General features: G+C 71.4%; 15 protein-coding genes. 6 read left to right on the plus strand and 9 right to left on the minus strand.

What is annotated here, in order from left to right:
* Nucleotides 1-264: 264 nt before the first annotated feature.
* From ACFWCH_RS03820 to ACFWCH_RS03835, 4 genes are read left to right on the plus strand one after another with little or no spacing between them, the layout of a single operon-like run.
* Nucleotides 265-1422 carry a PP2C family protein-serine/threonine phosphatase gene (locus tag ACFWCH_RS03820; RefSeq protein WP_136028700.1) on the plus strand — a complete coding sequence of 386 codons (1158 nt, stop codon included), beginning with the start codon at nucleotides 265-267 and terminating at the stop codon, nucleotides 1420-1422.
* Nucleotides 1419-3383 (plus strand): glycosyltransferase family 2 protein, encoded by a 1965-nt coding sequence (locus ACFWCH_RS03825; RefSeq protein WP_378802953.1) that lies wholly within the window; start codon nucleotides 1419-1421, stop codon nucleotides 3381-3383. The genes ACFWCH_RS03820 and ACFWCH_RS03825 overlap by 4 nt, the downstream gene beginning before the upstream one ends.
* On the plus strand, nucleotides 3367-3699 hold the full coding sequence (locus ACFWCH_RS03830; protein WP_025102664.1) for an STAS domain-containing protein: 333 nt from the start codon (nucleotides 3367-3369) through the stop codon (nucleotides 3697-3699). Before ACFWCH_RS03825 ends, ACFWCH_RS03830 begins: the two co-directional genes overlap by 17 nt.
* A complete protein-coding gene (locus ACFWCH_RS03835; RefSeq protein WP_136028702.1) occupies nucleotides 3689-4117 on the plus strand; it encodes an ATP-binding protein in 429 nt (142 codons plus the stop codon). The genes ACFWCH_RS03830 and ACFWCH_RS03835 overlap by 11 nt, the downstream gene beginning before the upstream one ends.
* 4 nt (nucleotides 4118-4121) lie before the next feature.
* Here the strand turns inward: ACFWCH_RS03835 and ACFWCH_RS03840 are convergent, their stop codons facing one another.
* From ACFWCH_RS03840 to ACFWCH_RS03865, 6 genes are all read right to left on the minus strand, one after another.
* Nucleotides 4122-4562: a DoxX family protein gene (locus tag ACFWCH_RS03840; RefSeq protein ID WP_378802954.1), complete on the minus strand. Its 441-nt coding sequence runs from the start codon at nucleotides 4560-4562 to the stop codon at nucleotides 4122-4124.
* 111 nt (nucleotides 4563-4673) lie between these two features.
* Nucleotides 4674-5087 carry a heat shock protein transcriptional repressor HspR gene (locus tag ACFWCH_RS03845; RefSeq protein ID WP_136028704.1) on the minus strand — a complete coding sequence of 138 codons (414 nt, stop codon included), beginning with the start codon at nucleotides 5085-5087 and terminating at the stop codon, nucleotides 4674-4676.
* Between the two features lie 34 nt (nucleotides 5088-5121).
* Nucleotides 5122-6105, minus strand: coding sequence for a DnaJ C-terminal domain-containing protein (locus ACFWCH_RS03850; RefSeq protein ID WP_136028705.1), 984 nt, complete (start codon nucleotides 6103-6105; stop codon nucleotides 5122-5124).
* A 7-nt stretch (nucleotides 6106-6112) separates the two neighbouring features.
* On the minus strand, nucleotides 6113-6769 hold the full coding sequence (locus ACFWCH_RS03855) for a nucleotide exchange factor GrpE (protein WP_136028706.1): 657 nt from the start codon (nucleotides 6767-6769) through the stop codon (nucleotides 6113-6115).
* A gap of 2 nt (nucleotides 6770-6771) precedes the next feature.
* Complete coding sequence (gene dnaK, locus ACFWCH_RS03860) at nucleotides 6772-8637, minus strand: molecular chaperone DnaK (RefSeq protein WP_378802955.1); 1866 nt, start codon at nucleotides 8635-8637, stop codon at nucleotides 6772-6774.
* A gap of 215 nt (nucleotides 8638-8852) precedes the next feature.
* Nucleotides 8853-9314: a DUF3817 domain-containing protein gene (locus ACFWCH_RS03865; RefSeq protein ID WP_247637923.1), complete on the minus strand. Its 462-nt coding sequence runs from the start codon at nucleotides 9312-9314 to the stop codon at nucleotides 8853-8855.
* A gap of 115 nt (nucleotides 9315-9429) precedes the next feature.
* On the opposite strand from ACFWCH_RS03865, the gene ACFWCH_RS03870 reads away from it, so the two are divergent.
* Nucleotides 9430-10347 carry a helix-turn-helix domain-containing protein gene (locus tag ACFWCH_RS03870; RefSeq protein ID WP_378802956.1) on the plus strand — a complete coding sequence of 306 codons (918 nt, stop codon included), beginning with the start codon at nucleotides 9430-9432 and terminating at the stop codon, nucleotides 10345-10347.
* A 183-nt stretch (nucleotides 10348-10530) separates the two neighbouring features.
* Here the strand turns inward: ACFWCH_RS03870 and ACFWCH_RS03875 are convergent, their stop codons facing one another.
* On the minus strand, nucleotides 10531-11727 hold the full coding sequence (locus ACFWCH_RS03875) for an MFS transporter (protein ID WP_378802957.1): 1197 nt from the start codon (nucleotides 11725-11727) through the stop codon (nucleotides 10531-10533).
* 251 nt (nucleotides 11728-11978) lie between these two features.
* Here ACFWCH_RS03875 and ACFWCH_RS03880 point away from each other — a divergent pair, with 251 nt between their 5' ends.
* A complete protein-coding gene (locus ACFWCH_RS03880) occupies nucleotides 11979-12851 on the plus strand; it encodes a serine protein kinase RIO (protein WP_378802958.1) in 873 nt (290 codons plus the stop codon).
* 9 nt (nucleotides 12852-12860) lie between these two features.
* Here ACFWCH_RS03880 and speB read toward each other — a convergent pair whose 3' ends face one another.
* Entirely contained in the window at nucleotides 12861-13808 is a 948-nt protein-coding gene (gene speB / locus ACFWCH_RS03885; protein ID WP_136028715.1) for an agmatinase, read from the minus strand.
* Between the two features lie 34 nt (nucleotides 13809-13842).
* Nucleotides 13843-15459: a thiamine pyrophosphate-binding protein gene (locus tag ACFWCH_RS03890; protein WP_378802959.1), complete on the minus strand. Its 1617-nt coding sequence runs from the start codon at nucleotides 15457-15459 to the stop codon at nucleotides 13843-13845.
* Between the last annotated feature and the right edge of the window lie 10 nt (nucleotides 15460-15469).

A 15469-nucleotide genomic window follows, 5' to 3' on the forward strand; every position in this document is an offset into this window, starting at 1 on the left:
TACGGGGGCACGCCGGAGAGACCGTGGTGCCCGGGCTGCCGGGCACGCGCGATGCCGGATCGGGGCCGCCCGTGCTGCGCGACGGGGGGAGGCGCAGTCGGCGGTCCGAGCCTTGAATCGGACAGTAGGACCGGAGAAGCGTTTCGCCACGGGGCTTGCGCAGAACCGTTTCCTGTGGTTCACCTGGACGCGCCTTCGACGGCCGCACCACGCCGCCGATATTCCGCCTAGGATGACCGGAAGTGACCGTAGGAGGGGCGGGCGATGTTCGACGAGCGACGGCGCCAGGCAGCGCTCGAGGAACTGGGGATCCTTGACACACCACCGGACGAGCGAGTGGACCGGGTGGCGCGACTGGCGAAAGAAATGTTCGGGGTACCGATGGTCAGCGTCTCGCTGATCGACCGGGACAGGCAATGGCGCAAGGCGCAGATCGGCCTCGGGGGGAACGAGGCCCCGCGCGAGGACTCGTTCTGCGACTACACCGTGTCGCAGGACCGGACGGTGGTGGTGGAAGACGCGAGCGCCACCGACCTGTTCGCCGAGAACCCGTTCGTCACGGGCGACCCGCACCTGCGGTTCTACGCCGGGCACCCGCTGCACGCCCCGGGCGGAGAGCCCATCGGCACCCTGTGCGTGCTCGACACCGAGCCGCACGTGCTCACCGACTCGCAGCAGGATCTGCTCCGCGACCTCGCGTTCTGGGTGCAGACCGAGCTCGCGCAAGACGCCGACATCGACCACGCCGCGGTCGTGCAGCAGGCGTTGCGGCCCCGCGTGCTCCCCGAGGTCGAGGGCTACACGATCGCGGCCGGCGCGGCCCCGCGCGGCATGCTCGCCGGCGACTACTTCGACTTCTCGCGGCACGGCGACGCCCTGCGCGTGACCCTGGCCGATGCGATGGGCAAGGGCACCGGGCCCGCGCTCGTGGCGGCCACGGTGCGCGCGTCGTTGCGCACGGCCCCGGAGCGTCCGCTCACCACGGCCGTCGCCGACGTCGACCGGCTCCTGGAGGACGACCTCGCCGACACGTCGATGTTCGTCACCGCGGTGGTCGCCGAGCTGCAGCCCTCGACCGGGGAGCTGCAGGTGATCGATGCGGGCCACAGTCTCGCGTTCGTGATCCGCGCCGACCGCTCCTGGACCCCGCTGCGCTCCACCAACCTGCCGCTGGGCATGGGCATGGGCGTCGCCGACCCGCGGGAGCCGATCACGACGACGCTGGAGGCGGGCGACACCTTCATCTGCTGCAGCGACGGCCTGCTCGACGTGCTCGACGAGGACGACCCCTTCGCACACGTCGACCGCGTGCTCGCCGCACTCGGCCCCGACGGCGCGGTGCAGGAGGCGCTGCGGCTGGCGAACTCGGACGAGCGCGCCACCGACGACATCACCGTCGTGGTGGTGCGGAGGGACTCGTGACCGCCCGGTTCGCGACCATCCGCATCCTCGCGCTGCTGTCGGTGCTGCTCGGCGTCAACTACGTCGCCTGGCGCTGGCTGGAGTCGGTGAACTGGTCGGCGTGGTGGATCGCCGTGCCGCTCGTGATCGCCGAGACCTACAGCCTCATCGACACGTTCCTGTTCTGCCTGACGATGTGGCGCGCCAAGGAGCGCCCGGCCCCGGTGTCGCCGCCGCAGGGCACGGTCGACGTGTTCATCACCACGTACGACGAGCCGATCGAGCTCGTGATGACCACCGCGCGGGCGGCGAAGCGCATCGCCTACCCGCACACGACGTGGATCCTCGACGACGGGGCGCGCCCCGAACTGGAGGCCGAGGCCCGCGCCGCCGGTGTCGCCTACCTCACCCGCTCGGAGGACTGGACGGGAAAACCCCGGCACGCGAAGGCCGGCAACCTCAACAGCGCCCTGTTCCAGACCGACGGCGAGTTCCTGCTCATCCTCGACGCCGACCAGGTGCCCGACCCGCTGATCCTGCACCGCACGCTCGGCTACTTCGCCGACGACCCCGAGGTCGCGCTCGTGCAGACGCCGCAGTGGTTCGTGAACGTCGACGAGGCCGACCCGCTCGGCAGTCAGGCACCGCTGTTCTACGGCCCCATCCAGCAGGGCAAGGACGGCTGGAACGCCGCGTTCTTCTGCGGCTCCAACGCCGTGCTGCGGCGTGAGGCGCTCATGCAGCTCGGCATCGTCGGCTACGTGCGCGAGGTGACGGAGTCGGCCGCGAAGGCGCTCAAGACCTCCGAGACCCTGATCGCGAAGGAGGCGGAGGCCGCGACCGACCCCGCCCTGGCGACCGAACTCGGGGCGCTGCGCATCGCGATCTCGCGCGGCCGGAAAGACCTCGCCGCCGGGGAGTCGGTCGCCGAGGTGGCGGCACGCGTGGGCGACGCCGTCGACAACGCCTCCCGCATCCTGGTCGCGCACGACCTGGACGGCATCCGCGCCGACCTGGCCGAGATCGGCGCGCTGCCGATGCAGCACGATGCCGAGCTCAGGCTCGTCGTGGTCGACGAGGCCGGGCTCGACGCCCTGGCGGCGTCGGACCTGTCGCCCATCACCGCGGTGGAGGCCGTGCGCGGACTGCTCGACACGCTGCGGCTCGACCGCGGTGACGAGGCGCAGCCGATCCTCCCGCTCGCCACGATCTCGGTCACGGAAGACATGGCGACCGCGATGCAGTTGCACGCCCTCGGCTGGCGCAGCGTCTACCACCACGAGATCCTGGCCCACGGGCTCGCCCCGGAAGACCTGCGCACCATGCTCACGCAGCGCCTGCGGTGGGCACAGGGCACGTTGCAGGTGATGCTGCGCGACAACCCGCTCGCCAAGCGCGGCCTCTCGGTCGGGCAGCGGCTGATGTACTTCGCCACGATGTGGAGCTACCTGTCGGGCTTCGCGGCGATCGTCTACCTCGCCGCGCCCGTGATCTACCTGGTCTTCGGGGTGCTCCCGGTGACCGCGTGGTCGGTGGACTTCTTCGCGCGGTTCCTGCCGTACTTCCTCATCAACCAGGCGCTGTTCCTCGTGGTCGCGAAGGGCGTGAAGACCTGGCGCGGCCAGCAGTATTCGCTCGCCCTGTTCCCGGTGTGGATCCGTGCCTGCTGGACGGCCTTCGCGAACGTCGTTCTCGGCCGGCCGCTGTCGTTCGCCGTCACCCGCAAGGACGGCCGCGACCCGCGCGGCGTGCCGTGGGGCGAGATCTGGCCGCAGCTCACCGCCATGATCGTGCTCGCCGTCGCGCTCGTGATCGGGGTGGTGCGGGTGTTCCTCGGCACGGCCGACGGCACGGGCACCCTCGTCAACACCGCCTGGGTGCTGTACGACCTCGTCGTGCTCAGCGTCATCATCCAGGCCGCCCGGTACCGCGGTCCCGCCGCGGCCATCCTCGAGAAGGAGTCGAATGAACGTCAGCACTGACACCAGGGACGGCTACGCCGTCGTCGCCATCACGGGGCGCCTCACCGCGTCTGGCGCACCCCTGCTGCGCAACGCCGTGAGCGACCTCGTCGCCGCGGGGCAGCCGCGCATCGCGATCGACCTCAGCGGCACCGAGTTCGTCGACTCCTCGGGCCTCGGCGCCCTCGTCGGCGGGCTCAAGAGCGCCCGCGTGGCCGGGGGCGACCTGCGGATCGCGGCCGTGCCGGAGGCCGTGCGCACGGTGCTCCACCTGACCAACCTGGATCGCGTGCTGCGCGACTACCCGACGCCGGAATCGGCGTTCGATGGCCGCTGAGGTCCGGGCGTTCCACGTCGACGGGCCCGCCGGGCTCGCCCTGGTCGACAGCGCGCTCGACGCGCTCGACCGGCTCTGGGCCGATGGTCCGGAGATCCCCGCCGAGGACCAGGTGCTGTTCGCGCTGGCCGTCAGCGAAGTGACCACCAACATCGCGCAGCACAACGAGCGCACCGACGTGGTGTTCAGCGTCGACGTGCGTGTCTCGGCGGACGAGCTGCGCGCCTACATCCGCGACACCGCGCCGCCCGCCCCGATCGACTGGGACACCGTGTCCATGCCGGGCGAGGACAGCGAGAGCGGGCGCGGCCTGGCGCTGTCGCAGGCCGCGCTCGACGAGTTCCGGCACGTGCCGGGCGACGCCGGAAACACGTGGGTGCTGGTGCGGCGGGTCGGCGTCGACCGGGGCGAGGGCTGAGCGGTCAGGCGAGCCAGGCGGGAGCTCGGCCCCGCAGCACGGCCCCGTCGATCGAGAAGCGCCCGGCACCGGTGAGCGCGAGGGCCAGAGCGGCCGCGCCCAGCACGGCCACGAACTCGTAGCCGCCCTCGCCCACCCAGAGACCGGCGGGCAGGTGCACGAGCACGAGCGCGACCAGCATGTCGATCGCGAGCACCACGCCGACCGGGCGGGTGAACAGCCCGAGCATCAGCAGGATGCCGCCGATCAGCTCGACGAAGGAGACCACGGGCGCGGCGATCTCCGCGAACGGCACACCCATGCCGGCGAAGCTGCCGATGGTTCCGGGGATCGTGTACTCGAAGATCTTCTGGGCGCCGTGGGCGGCGAAGATCGCACCGGTGACGACCCGGAGGATCAGGAGTCCCAGCGAGGGGGCGGGGCGGTGGGCAGTGGTGTTCGTCATGAGGAGTTCTTCCGTCGTGGCAGGACACCCGCGCGCGGCGCGGACCACGGGGTTCCCTGCCTCCACGCTAGAAACAGCGGCTTTCCATCCCCTGAACGTGTCGGGCGCAGGTCACGCCGAGCCGCGCGGGTGCCACAGCACCAGCTCGGTCGAGCGACGCAGCCGTCGTCCACCGGGCATCGGGACCACGCCGGACGAGCCGGCCGCGAACACCCGCACGCCCGGGCGGTTCTCCCGCTCGGCGCGCAGCGCGGCCTCGAGCGCGACGACGCGCCCGCGCAGCATCCGGTTCTCGTCCTCCAGGTCGAGGAGCTTGGCGATCGCGGGCAGGCTCATCCCCTCGGAGGAGAGCTGCGCGACCTCCCGCAGCTGCTCGATGTTCCGCGACGAATACCGCCGGGAGCCGCCCGGCGTGCGGCCGGGCACCACGAGCCCGATGCGGTCGTACTGGCGGAGGGTCTGCGGGTGCAGGCCCGACAGCTCGGCGGCCGCGGCGATCGCGAAGACGGGGGTGTCGGCGTCCATCACGCACTCCACCCCCGTCCCTCGGCGTTCGCACTCATCGGCGGGCCTTCGCCATCAACTCCGCCCGCGGGTTCTCCTGCGGCTCCAGCTGCTGGAACTTCTCCAGCGCCTCACGCGCGGCGTCGTCGAGGTGCGTCGGCACCGCGACCTGGAGCTCGGCGAGCAGGTCGCCCGTGCCCTTGGAGGTCGCGACACCGCGGCCCTTGACGCGCAGCACGCGCCCGGACGGAGTGCCAGGGGCGACGCGCAGCTTGACCACGTCGCCGCCGAGCGTCGGCACCTCGATGGTGGCACCGAGCGTGGCCTCGGTGAACGTGACCGGCACGACCACGCGGAGGTTGAGGCCGTCGCGCGTGAACACGGGGTGCGGTCGCACCGTGATCTGCACCACGATGTCACCGCTCTCTCCGCCGTCCGGCGACGGACGACCCCGGCCACGCAGCCGGATCTTCTGCCCGTCGGCGACGCCCGCGGGGATCTTCACCTTGAACGGCTTGCCGTCCTCACCCTGCAGCGTGATGGTCTCACCCTGCACGGCAGTGGTGAAGTCGAGCGTGGTGCGGGCGGTCACGTCGGCGCCGCGCTGCGGTCCGCCGAAGCCGCGGAACCCGCCGCTCGGCTGACCGAACCGGCCGCCGCCGAAGCCGCTGCCCTGCCCCTGGTTGAACATCGCGAAGATGTCCTCGAAGTCGGCGCTCTGGCCTCGCCCCTGCTGTCCGAACCGGCTGAAGACGTCTTCGAACCCGCCCGCCCCGGAGCCGCTGGCCGTGAAGCGGGCGCCCGAGCCCATGGCGCGGATCTCGTCGTACTCCTTGCGCTGCTCGGGGTCGGAGAGCACCGAGTAGGCCTCGCTGATCTCCTTGAACTTGGCCTCGGCCTTCGCATCGCCCTGATTGGAGTCGGGGTGATACTTGCGCGCGAGCTTGCGGTACGTCTTCTTGAGGTCAGCGTCGCTGACGTCCTTCGTGACCCCGAGGGTCTTGTAGAAGTCCTTGTCGAACCAATCCTGGCTGGCCATCGATCACCTACTCCGCAGGGACGGCGACGACGACCTTCGCGGGACGCAGCTCGACGTCGCCCAGGCGGTACCCCACCTCGACGACCTCGAGCACCGTGGCCTTCTCGACGCCGGGGGTCGGCTGCTGGAAGATGGCCTCGTGGCGCTGCGGGTCGAATTCCTCGCCCTTGTCGCCGTAGGCCACGACTCCGAGACGCTCCACCACGGCGCGCACCTTGTCGGCGATCACGGCGAAGGGGGTGCCCTCCACCAGGTCGCCGTGCTGTTCGGCGCGGCCCAGGTCGTCGAGCACGGGGATGAGGCCCTTGGCGGCCTCGCCCTTGGCGCGCTCGATCTCGATCTGGCGCTGTTCCTCGGTGCGGCGGCGGTAGTTGGCGTACTCGGCCTGCAGGCGCTTGAGGTCGTTCAGCAGCGTCGACTCGAGGTCGGCGAGCACGGCGTCTTCCGCCGCGGCCTCGCCGGTCTGCGTCGCGCCCAGGATGTCGTCCACCGTCAGGTCGTCGGGGGCGCCGTCGACCGGCGTCTCGTCCGACCCTTCGGCGGCCTGCGCCTCGCGGGAGTCCGGGTTCTGCGGCGCGGGGCCGGACGCCTGAGCGTCCGACCCCTCGCTGCGACCTTCGGCGGACTCAGGATTCTGGTTCTCGTCGAAGTTCTTGTCGGTCATGGTTACTTCTTCTCGTCCTCGTCGTCGACGACCTCGGCGTCGATGACGTCTTCCTCGGAGGAGGGGGCGTCACCGGCCGGGGCCTCGCCGTCAGCCGAAGCGCTGGCGGCGGCATCCGCCTGCGAGGAGGCGTAGATCGCCTCGCCGAGCTTGGACTGCGACTGGTTGAGCTTCTCGAACGCGGTCTTCACGGCCTCGTCGTCGTCGCCGGCCAGGGCCGTCTTGAGGGCATCGACATCGCCCTTGACCTCGGTCTTGACGTCGTCGGGGAGCTTGTCCTCGTTCTCGGAGATCAGCTTCTCGATGGAGTACGCCAGGGTCTCGGCCTGGTTGCGGGTCTCGGCGGCCTCACGGCGCGCCTTATCCTCGGCGGCGTGCTCCTCGGCCTCGCGCACCATGCGCTCGATGTCTTCCTTCGACAGCGACGAGCCGCCGGAGATGACGATCGACTTCTCGGTGCCGGTGCCCTTGTCCTTCGCGGACACGTGCACGATGCCGTTGGCGTCGATGTCGAACGTGACCTCGATCTGCGGGATGCCGCGGGGCGCCGGGGCGATGCCGGTCAGCTCGAACGTGCCGAGCGGCTTGTTGTCGCGCGTGAAGTCGCGCTCGCCCTGGAAGACCTGGATCGCGACGGACGGCTGGTTGTCGTCGGCCGTGGTGAAGGTCTCGCTGCGCTTCGTCGGGATGGCCGTGTTGCGCTCGATGAGCTTGGTCATCATGCCGCCCTTGGTCTCGATGCCGAGGGAGAGCGGGGTCACGTCGATGAGCAGGACGTCCTTGCGCTCGCCCTTCAGCACACCGGCCTGCAGAGCCGCACCGACGGCCACGACCTCGTCGGGGTTCACGCCCTTGTTGGCCTCCTTGCCGGTCTCGCGCTTGACGAGCTCGGCGACGGCGGGCATGCGGGTCGATCCACCCACGAGCACGATGTGGTCGATGTCGGACACCTTGATGCCGGCCTCGCGGATCACGTCCTCGAACGGCTTCTTGGTGCGGTCGAGCAGGTCCTTCGTGAGGTCCTCGAACTTCGCGCGGGTGATGGTCTCGCTCAGCGACACCGGGCCGGACTCGGTCAGCGACAGGTACGGCAGGTTGATGCTGGTCGAGGTGGAGCTGGAGAGCTCCTTCTTGGCCTGCTCCGCGGCCTCCTTGAGGCGCTGCAGCGCGATCTTGTCGCCCGAGACGTCGACGCCCGTGGTCTCCTTGAACTGCTTGATCAGGTAGTCGACGAGGCGCTGGTCCCAGTCGTCTCCACCGAGGCGGTTGTCCCCGGCGGTGGCGCGCACCTGGATCGTGGAGAAGTCGTCGTCCTTGCCCACCTCGAGGAGGGAGACGTCGAACGTTCCGCCACCGAGGTCGAAGACGAGGATGAGCTCGTCTTCCTTACCCTTGTCGAGGCCGTAGGCGAGGGCCGCCGCGGTCGGCTCGTTGATGATGCGGAGCACGTTGAGGCCCGCGATCTCACCGGCCTCCTTGGTGGCCTGGCGCTCGGCGTCGTTGAAGTACGCGGGGACGGTGATGACCGCGTCGGTCACGGTGTCGCCCAGGTACGACTCGGCGTCGCGCTTGAGCTTCTGGAGGATGCGCGCGGAGATCTCCTGCGGCGTCCACTTCTTGCCGTCGACCTCGAAGGTCCAGTCCGTGCCCATGTGGCGCTTGACCGAGGCGATGGTCCGGTCGACGTTGGTGACGGCCTGGCGCTTCGCGGTCTCGCCGACGAGCACCTCCCCATCCTTGGTGAAGGCCACGACCGAGGGGGTCGTGCGGAAGCCTTCGGCATTGGCGATGACCTTGGGCTCGCCGCCCTCGAGGACGCTGACGACGGAGTTGGTGGTTCCGAGGTCGATACCGACAGCACGTGCCATGTGTTCTCTCCTTTGTTGGGAAGTCTGTTGTGGTTCGGAAAACCTGCGGCGATCAGGGAAACCTGAGTCGCGATGGCTCAAGTGTACTCCCGGCCCGCGACCGTGTCAAACAAACTTGATATGGCTCGGCTCAACTTTGTATCGCCGGGGTCGACGGAGTGTCCGGACCCCCATGGGGCCGGAGGGAGAGGATCCGGAACCAGTCCGGATCCGGCTCACTTGCCGCCGGGAGGACCGATCAGCAGCAGGATCACGTAGAGCGCGACGATGCCCACGACCAGCAGCACCGCGAGCACCCACGGGCGGCGGAGGAACCAGCGCATCAGCCGGTCGTACCAGCGGCGGTCGCGGGGGTCGTCGGTGGGGTCGAGCCGCCAGTCGCCGCGCAGCCGATCGGAGCGGTGCAGCCAGATCTCCATCGGGATGGTGGCGTAGGGGATCACGGCGCTCGCCACCGCCAGTACGCCGACGCCCGGGTGCCAGCGCTGATTGAGCGCGACCAGGACGGCGGTGGCGGCATAGGCGAGGAACACGAAGCCGTGGATGCCGCCGCCGACCGTGACCACGACCCCGGGGGCGCCGACCGCCCTGGCGATGATCGCGGCGATCAGGATCGTCCAGGTGATCGCCTCCGCGATCGCCAGGACACGGTACAGACGGCCAGGGGTGCGGAACACGGGACTCCTCGGGTGGGGTACCCCTCCAGAGTATCCGCGCCGTCCGCGGGCGCCGAATCGCAGCACCCGCCGTTCCCACCGGAATACCGGACGAGGGAGGGGCGTTGCCGAAGGCATGGTGACAGTGGACGCGGACGCGCTCTCGCACGTGCTCGACGCCGTGGAGCTGCGGGTCGGCGTGGCGCGGCGCATCCCGCTCGCCGCCGGAGGGCTGCTCCCGATCCCGGCCGGGCCCACGACGCTCGTCTACCTCGCATCGGGCAGCGTGCAGGGGCATCCGCCCCTCGGCGACGGCTGCCGCCTCGGCGTCGACCCCGACTCCCGCCGCCTCACCCTCGAGACCCGCGAGCGCCGCGACCACCTGGTCGCCGGTGACGCGTTCCTCACCCTCGGCCGGACCGCGTTCGTGCTGGAAGCCGACCGCGACACCACGCTCATGGTGGTCGACCTGGAGTTCGCCGACGCGACCTCCCCGCTGCCCGCCCTCCTGCCGCCGTTCCTCACCGTCACCGGATTCGACGCGCTCGAGCCCGCGGCCGCCGCGCTCGCCGAGAACATGGGCCTCGTCGACCCCACGGCCTCCCCCGCCCGGCAGGGCGACCCCGTGATCTGCCGCATGATGGCGAAGACCGTGCTGATGTCGGTCATCCGCGCCTGGGCCGCCAACGGCTGCGCGCCCGCGGGCTGGCCCTCGCTGTCCAACGACCCGTTCCTCGACCGCGTGGTCGACGCCATCCACGAGGAGCCGGGACGCGACTGGACGGTCGAGCGCCTCGCGGCCATCGGAGCCATGTCGCGCTCCACCTTCGCCGAGCGGTTCCGCGTCGCGGTCGGCCGCTCCCCCGCCGACTACGTCACGGAGGTGCGCATCGACGCGGCCAAGCGCCTGCTCGACGCCGGGCGCTCCGTGTCGGACGTGTCGCGCGAGCTCGGCTACGCGTCCGACGAGGGCTTCAGCCGCGCGTTCCGCCGCCGCACGGGTATGACCCCGTCGTCCTGGCGTTCCGCCGCCCGCACTCCCGCCCTGGTCTGAGCCTCGACCCCCGCCGCCGACGTCCCGGTGACCGATCGCGTCTCAGCCCGATCTCGATGGCGGCCTGCCCACGACTCCGCAGATCCGCGGCGATGCGACTGCTCGGGCTACGGGCAGGCGACACATCGCCGGGAAACTGCGGAGTTGTGAACCGCGCGGGAGGCGGCGCCGCCCTGTGGCCCGTCAGCCCCGCGTGCTGAGCCGGTTCGACAGGCCGAACAGCACCGCGCCCGCGAGCAGCGACACCGCGCCGATCACGTAGGCGAGCTCCACGCTCAGCGTGTCGACGAGCAGCCCGCCCAGACCCGCGGCGAGAGTGATCGCACCCTGGAACCCGACGACCACGAGGCTGCCGCCCGCCTCCAGGCGATCCGGCATGCGGTGCCCGACCCACGTGTTGATCACGATCAGCCACGACGAGAAGACGAAGCCCCAGACGAGCACGACCACGCCGACGCCGATGATCGACCCGGAGAAGAGGATCATCGAGATGACCGCGGCGGCGATCACGAGCGGCGCGAACACGGCGAAGAACGCGAACGACCGGTCGATCACCAGCCCGATCGAGATGTTGCCGAGGAGACCGCCGACGCCGAACAGCGCCAGCAGCACCACGATGGTCGAGGCGTCGACGTCGGGGATGCGCTCGAGCGCCAGCCGCACGTACGTGTAGGCGAGGAAGTGCCCGAGCACCACGAGGACGTGCCCGACCATGCCCAGCCCGATACCGGGGCGGCGGACCGTGTCGACGAGCAGCCGCAGGCTCGACGCCCGCTCGGCCGGGACCGACGGCAGCGCCCAGCGCAGTGCGACCGCGAGCACCACCATCAGCACTCCCGCGAGCGCGAACACCATCCGCCAGTCGACGACCTCGCTGAGCATCACGCCGATCGGCACCCCGGCGACCGTGGCCAGCGACACCCCGGCCGAGGTGAACATGACCCCGCGGCCCAGGTGCTCCGGCCCCGCGAGCCGTGCGGCGACCGTGATCGACATGGTCCAGTAGGCGCTGATCGCCGCGCCCAGCAGGAACCGGGCGGCGAGCACGAGCAGCAGGTTCGGCGCGATCGCGACCACGAGGTTCGACACGGCCGCGGCGAGCGCCATCCACACCAGCAGCGACCGGCGGTCGAGGCGCGGGAACATCAGCCCGATCGTGGGCGCGACGACGAGTCCCACCAGCGCCGTGACCGTGATCGTCTGCCCCGCCTGACCCGGGGTGACCCCGAGGCCCTCGGCCATCTCGGTGAGGACACCGTTGGGGAGGAACTCGGCGGTCACGAGCAGGAAGCCCATGATCATGAGCGCGATGAGTCCGCCGTAGCGGATGCGGTCGGCCCGGGTGGGCGCCGCGGTGGGGACGGGGGCAGTCGTGGTCATGCTTCCACCCTCCCGGCGACCGTGCGTCCGCGCCCGACCGGTCGTCCGCCGCGTCCGACCGATCGTCCGACCCTGGACACGCGCCCGCGCACCCCCGTAGGCTCGTCGTCGCACCGGGAGTCGCCCGGGAAGCCCGAGCGGAAGGAGGCGATGAGATGAACACCGTCGTCGTCGCGCCCTTCGCCGACCACCTTCCCCTCGAGGCCGCCCGCTCCTGATCGCCGTGCGGCCTCCCTTCCCGGAGCCACACCGTGACCGATCCCTCCGCTTCCCCGGAAGCCGCGTCCTTCGACGCCTCCCCCTTCGATTCCCTCGAGACCTCCCTGTTCTTCGCCGACGTCGAACCCGGTGACGGGCAGCGCTGGACCACCTGGCCGTCCGCCACCCCGACCGAACGCGGCCCCGAGCCGCGGCCCGCGTGGGTCGTGACCTCGGCGGGCGCGCTCGACACCGAGCTCGGCATCCTCAAGACGGGCAAGGAGGCCGACGTGTTCCTGCTCGAACGCGCCGTTCCCGACGACCCCGCGCAGCGCACGCTGCTGGCGGCGAAGCGCTACCGCGGCGAGGAGAACCGGAGCTTCCACCGCTCCGCCGTGTACACGGAGGGCCGCAGCACCCGGAACACCCGCGACACCAGGGCCCTGGCCCGCAAGTCGGAGCACGGGCGCGCGGTGGCTGCGGCGCAGTGGTCGTTCGCGGAGTTCGAGGCGCTGTGCCGCCTGTGGCAGCTCGGCGCCCCGGTGCCCTACCCCGTGCAGGTGAGCGGGACCGAGGTGCTCATGGAGTTCCTCGGCGATGACGACGGCACCGCAGCCCCGCGCCTCGCGCAGGTGCGCGCCGACCGCGACACCCTGCAGGAGCACTACGCGCAGGTGGTCGACCTCATGCGGGTGTTCGCCGCGGCGGGTTTCGCGCACGGCGACCTGTCCGCGTACAACCTGCTCGTGCACCAGGGGCGGGTGCGGGTGATCGACCTGCCGCAGATCGTGGACGTGATCGCGAACCCGCAGGGGCTCGACCTGCTGCACCGCGACTGCGTGAACGTGTGCGACTGGTTCGCGCGGCGCCGCGTGGAGTGCGACGCCGAGGAGCTGTTCGCCGACCTGCTCGCGGCGCTGTACTGACCCGTCGTGTCAGGAGGCCAGGCGGGCGGCCAGCAGCGTCACGAGCTCGTACACCACGTGGCTCGCGGCGATCCCGGTCATCTGCGCGTGGTCGTAGGCGGGCGACACCTCCACGACGTCGGCGCCCACGATGTCACGGTCGCGCAGCGCGCGGAGGATGCGCAGCAGCTCACGGCTCGTGAGTCCTCCCGCCTCGGGGGTCCCGGTGCCGGGGGCGTGCGCGGGGTCGAGCACGTCGATGTCGATCGACACGTACAGCGGCTTGTCGCCGATGCGCGTGAGGATCCGGTCGATCGCGGCTTCGACGCCGTGCTCCTCGATGTACTCGCTCGACACGATCGAGAACCCCAGGCGCTCGTCGTCCTCCAGGTCCTGCTTGGAGTAGAGGGGTCCGCGCGTGCCCACGTGGCAGCTGGCGGTGAGGTCGATCAGCCCCTCCTCGCTCGCGCGGCGGAAGGGCGTGCCGTGCGTGATGGGCGCGCCGAAGTAGGTGTCCCACGTGTCGAGGTGCGCGTCGAAGTGCAGCACCGCGACCGGCCCGTGCTTCGCGGCCACGGCGCGCAGCAGCGGCAGGGCCACGGTGTGGTCGCCGCCGATCGTCACGATGCGCTGCACCTGCTCGCCGAGCGCCGTCGCCGCGCGCTCGACCTCGGTCACGGCCTCGGTGAGGTCGAAGGGGTTCACGGGGATGTCGCCCGCGTCGACGACCTGCGCGAGCTGGAAGGGCGACACGTCCTGCGCCGGGTTGTACGGGCGCAGCAGACGCGACGACTCCCGCACGTGCGACGGACCGAACCGCGTGCCGGGGCGGTAGCTCACACCGGAGTCGAACGGGATCCCCACCACGGCGATGTCGGCGCGCGGCACGTCTTCGATGCGGGGCAGGCGGGCGAAGGTGGCGATGCCGGAGTACCGCGGGTTCACGGAGGCGTCGACGGGGCCGATGGTGTCGGTCATTTCTCGTTCCTGTTCGTTCGGGGTGTCGAAGGGCTCAGAGGGCGTGCTGCGGCAGGTGCACGAGCTGCACGCCGCCCGCGGCGATGGCGGCGCGGATGCTCGGGGCGATGTCGTCGCGTCTCTCGACACGATGCCCGGTCGCGCCGAACGCGGTGGCGAGCGCGGCCCAGTCGGGCTGCACCAGATCCACGCCGATCGGGGCCATGCCGCGGTCGACCTCGTTCTGGCGGATCTCGGCGTAACCGCCGTTGTCGACGCACACGACCGTGAGGTCGAGGCGCTGCTCGACCGCGGTGACGAGCTCGTTCACGCAGAACATGAGCGCGCCGTCGCCGATCACCGTGACCACGGGGCGCTCGGTCTGCGCGACCGCGGCGCCGATCGCGGCCGGCAGCCCGTAGCCGAGCGTGGCATAGGTGGGCGTGTAGAGCAGGGAGTGCGGATGCTCCTGTCGCAGCACGCTGCCCAGCGCCATGTACACGATCTGCGACGAGTCGCCCGCCACGATCGCGTCGTCGGGCAGTGCCGCGGCGATCACCTCCGCGAGCGCCACCGTCTCGGGGGCCGTGGCGCGGGACTCGTCCTCGATCGCGGCCCGTTCGGCCGACAGGTCGCGCGGCGTCGGGGCCGTGTCGGGCAGCAGCGGCAGCAGGGCATCGGTCACCGCGGCCGCGTCGCCCGTGATCCCGACGGTCGCGGTGAGGTTCTTGTCGCGCTGCGCCGGGGAGATGTCGATGCGGATCACAGCGCCGCGGGCCTCGAGGCGCGGGGCCCACAGCTCCGCCTCCCCGAGCTTCGAGCCGACCACGAGCAGCACGTCCGCGGCCTCGGCGACGGCTCGCGCGGCGGCGAGGCGCAGGTTCGAGCCGAGCGACAGCGGGTGGCCCTCGTCGAGCACGCCCTTGCCGTTCAGGGTGGTGAGCACGGGGGCGCCCAGGCGTTCGGCGATCGCGGTCACCTGATGCACCGCGTCCACGGCTCCCCCGCCGGCGACGATCACCGGGGTGCGCGCGGCCGACAGCAGCCGGGCGGCCTCGGCGAGCGCGACCGGGTCTCCGGCCACGCGCTCGGGCATCGGACGGGGCGCCCGGGCGGCGGCGGGCACGTCGGCCGGGGCCTCCAGCACGTCGAGCGGGATCTCGATGTGCACGGGGCGCGGGCGCCCGGTGCGGAAGAGGTGGAAGGCGTCGTGCACGGCCTCCACCCCCTCGGCCGCCGTGGTCACCCGGCGCGACCACTCCGCGATCGCGCCGACCATGGCCGTGGCGTCCTTCGTCTCGTGCAGGGTGCCCACGTCGGCGAACTCCGCGCCGAGCGGCACCCCGGGCGACAGCACGATCAGCGGACGCGACTCGCAGAACGCGGTGCCGATCGCGCTCAGGGCGTTCTGCAGCCCGGGGCCCGACGTGGTGATCACGACGCCGGGGAGCCCGGTCTGCTGCGCCCAGCCGTCGGCGCCGTAGCCGGAGCCCTGCTCGTGCCGGTTGGTGACGGCGCGGATGCCGAGGTCGGCCAGGGGGCGGTACAGCTCCAGGTTGTGGGTGCCGGGGATGCCGAACACCGCCGTCACCCCGTAGCCGCGGATGGTCTCCAGCACCGCGCGGCCCGCCGTGTCGGCGTACGGGGCGGTGGGGTTCGCGTCGGCGCTCATGCTCGTATCC

Origin of the sequence: Microbacterium sp. NPDC060132 (genome assembly GCF_042729675.1) — a bacterium.
GTDB lineage: Bacteria > Actinomycetota > Actinomycetes > Actinomycetales > Microbacteriaceae > Microbacterium > Microbacterium sufflavum.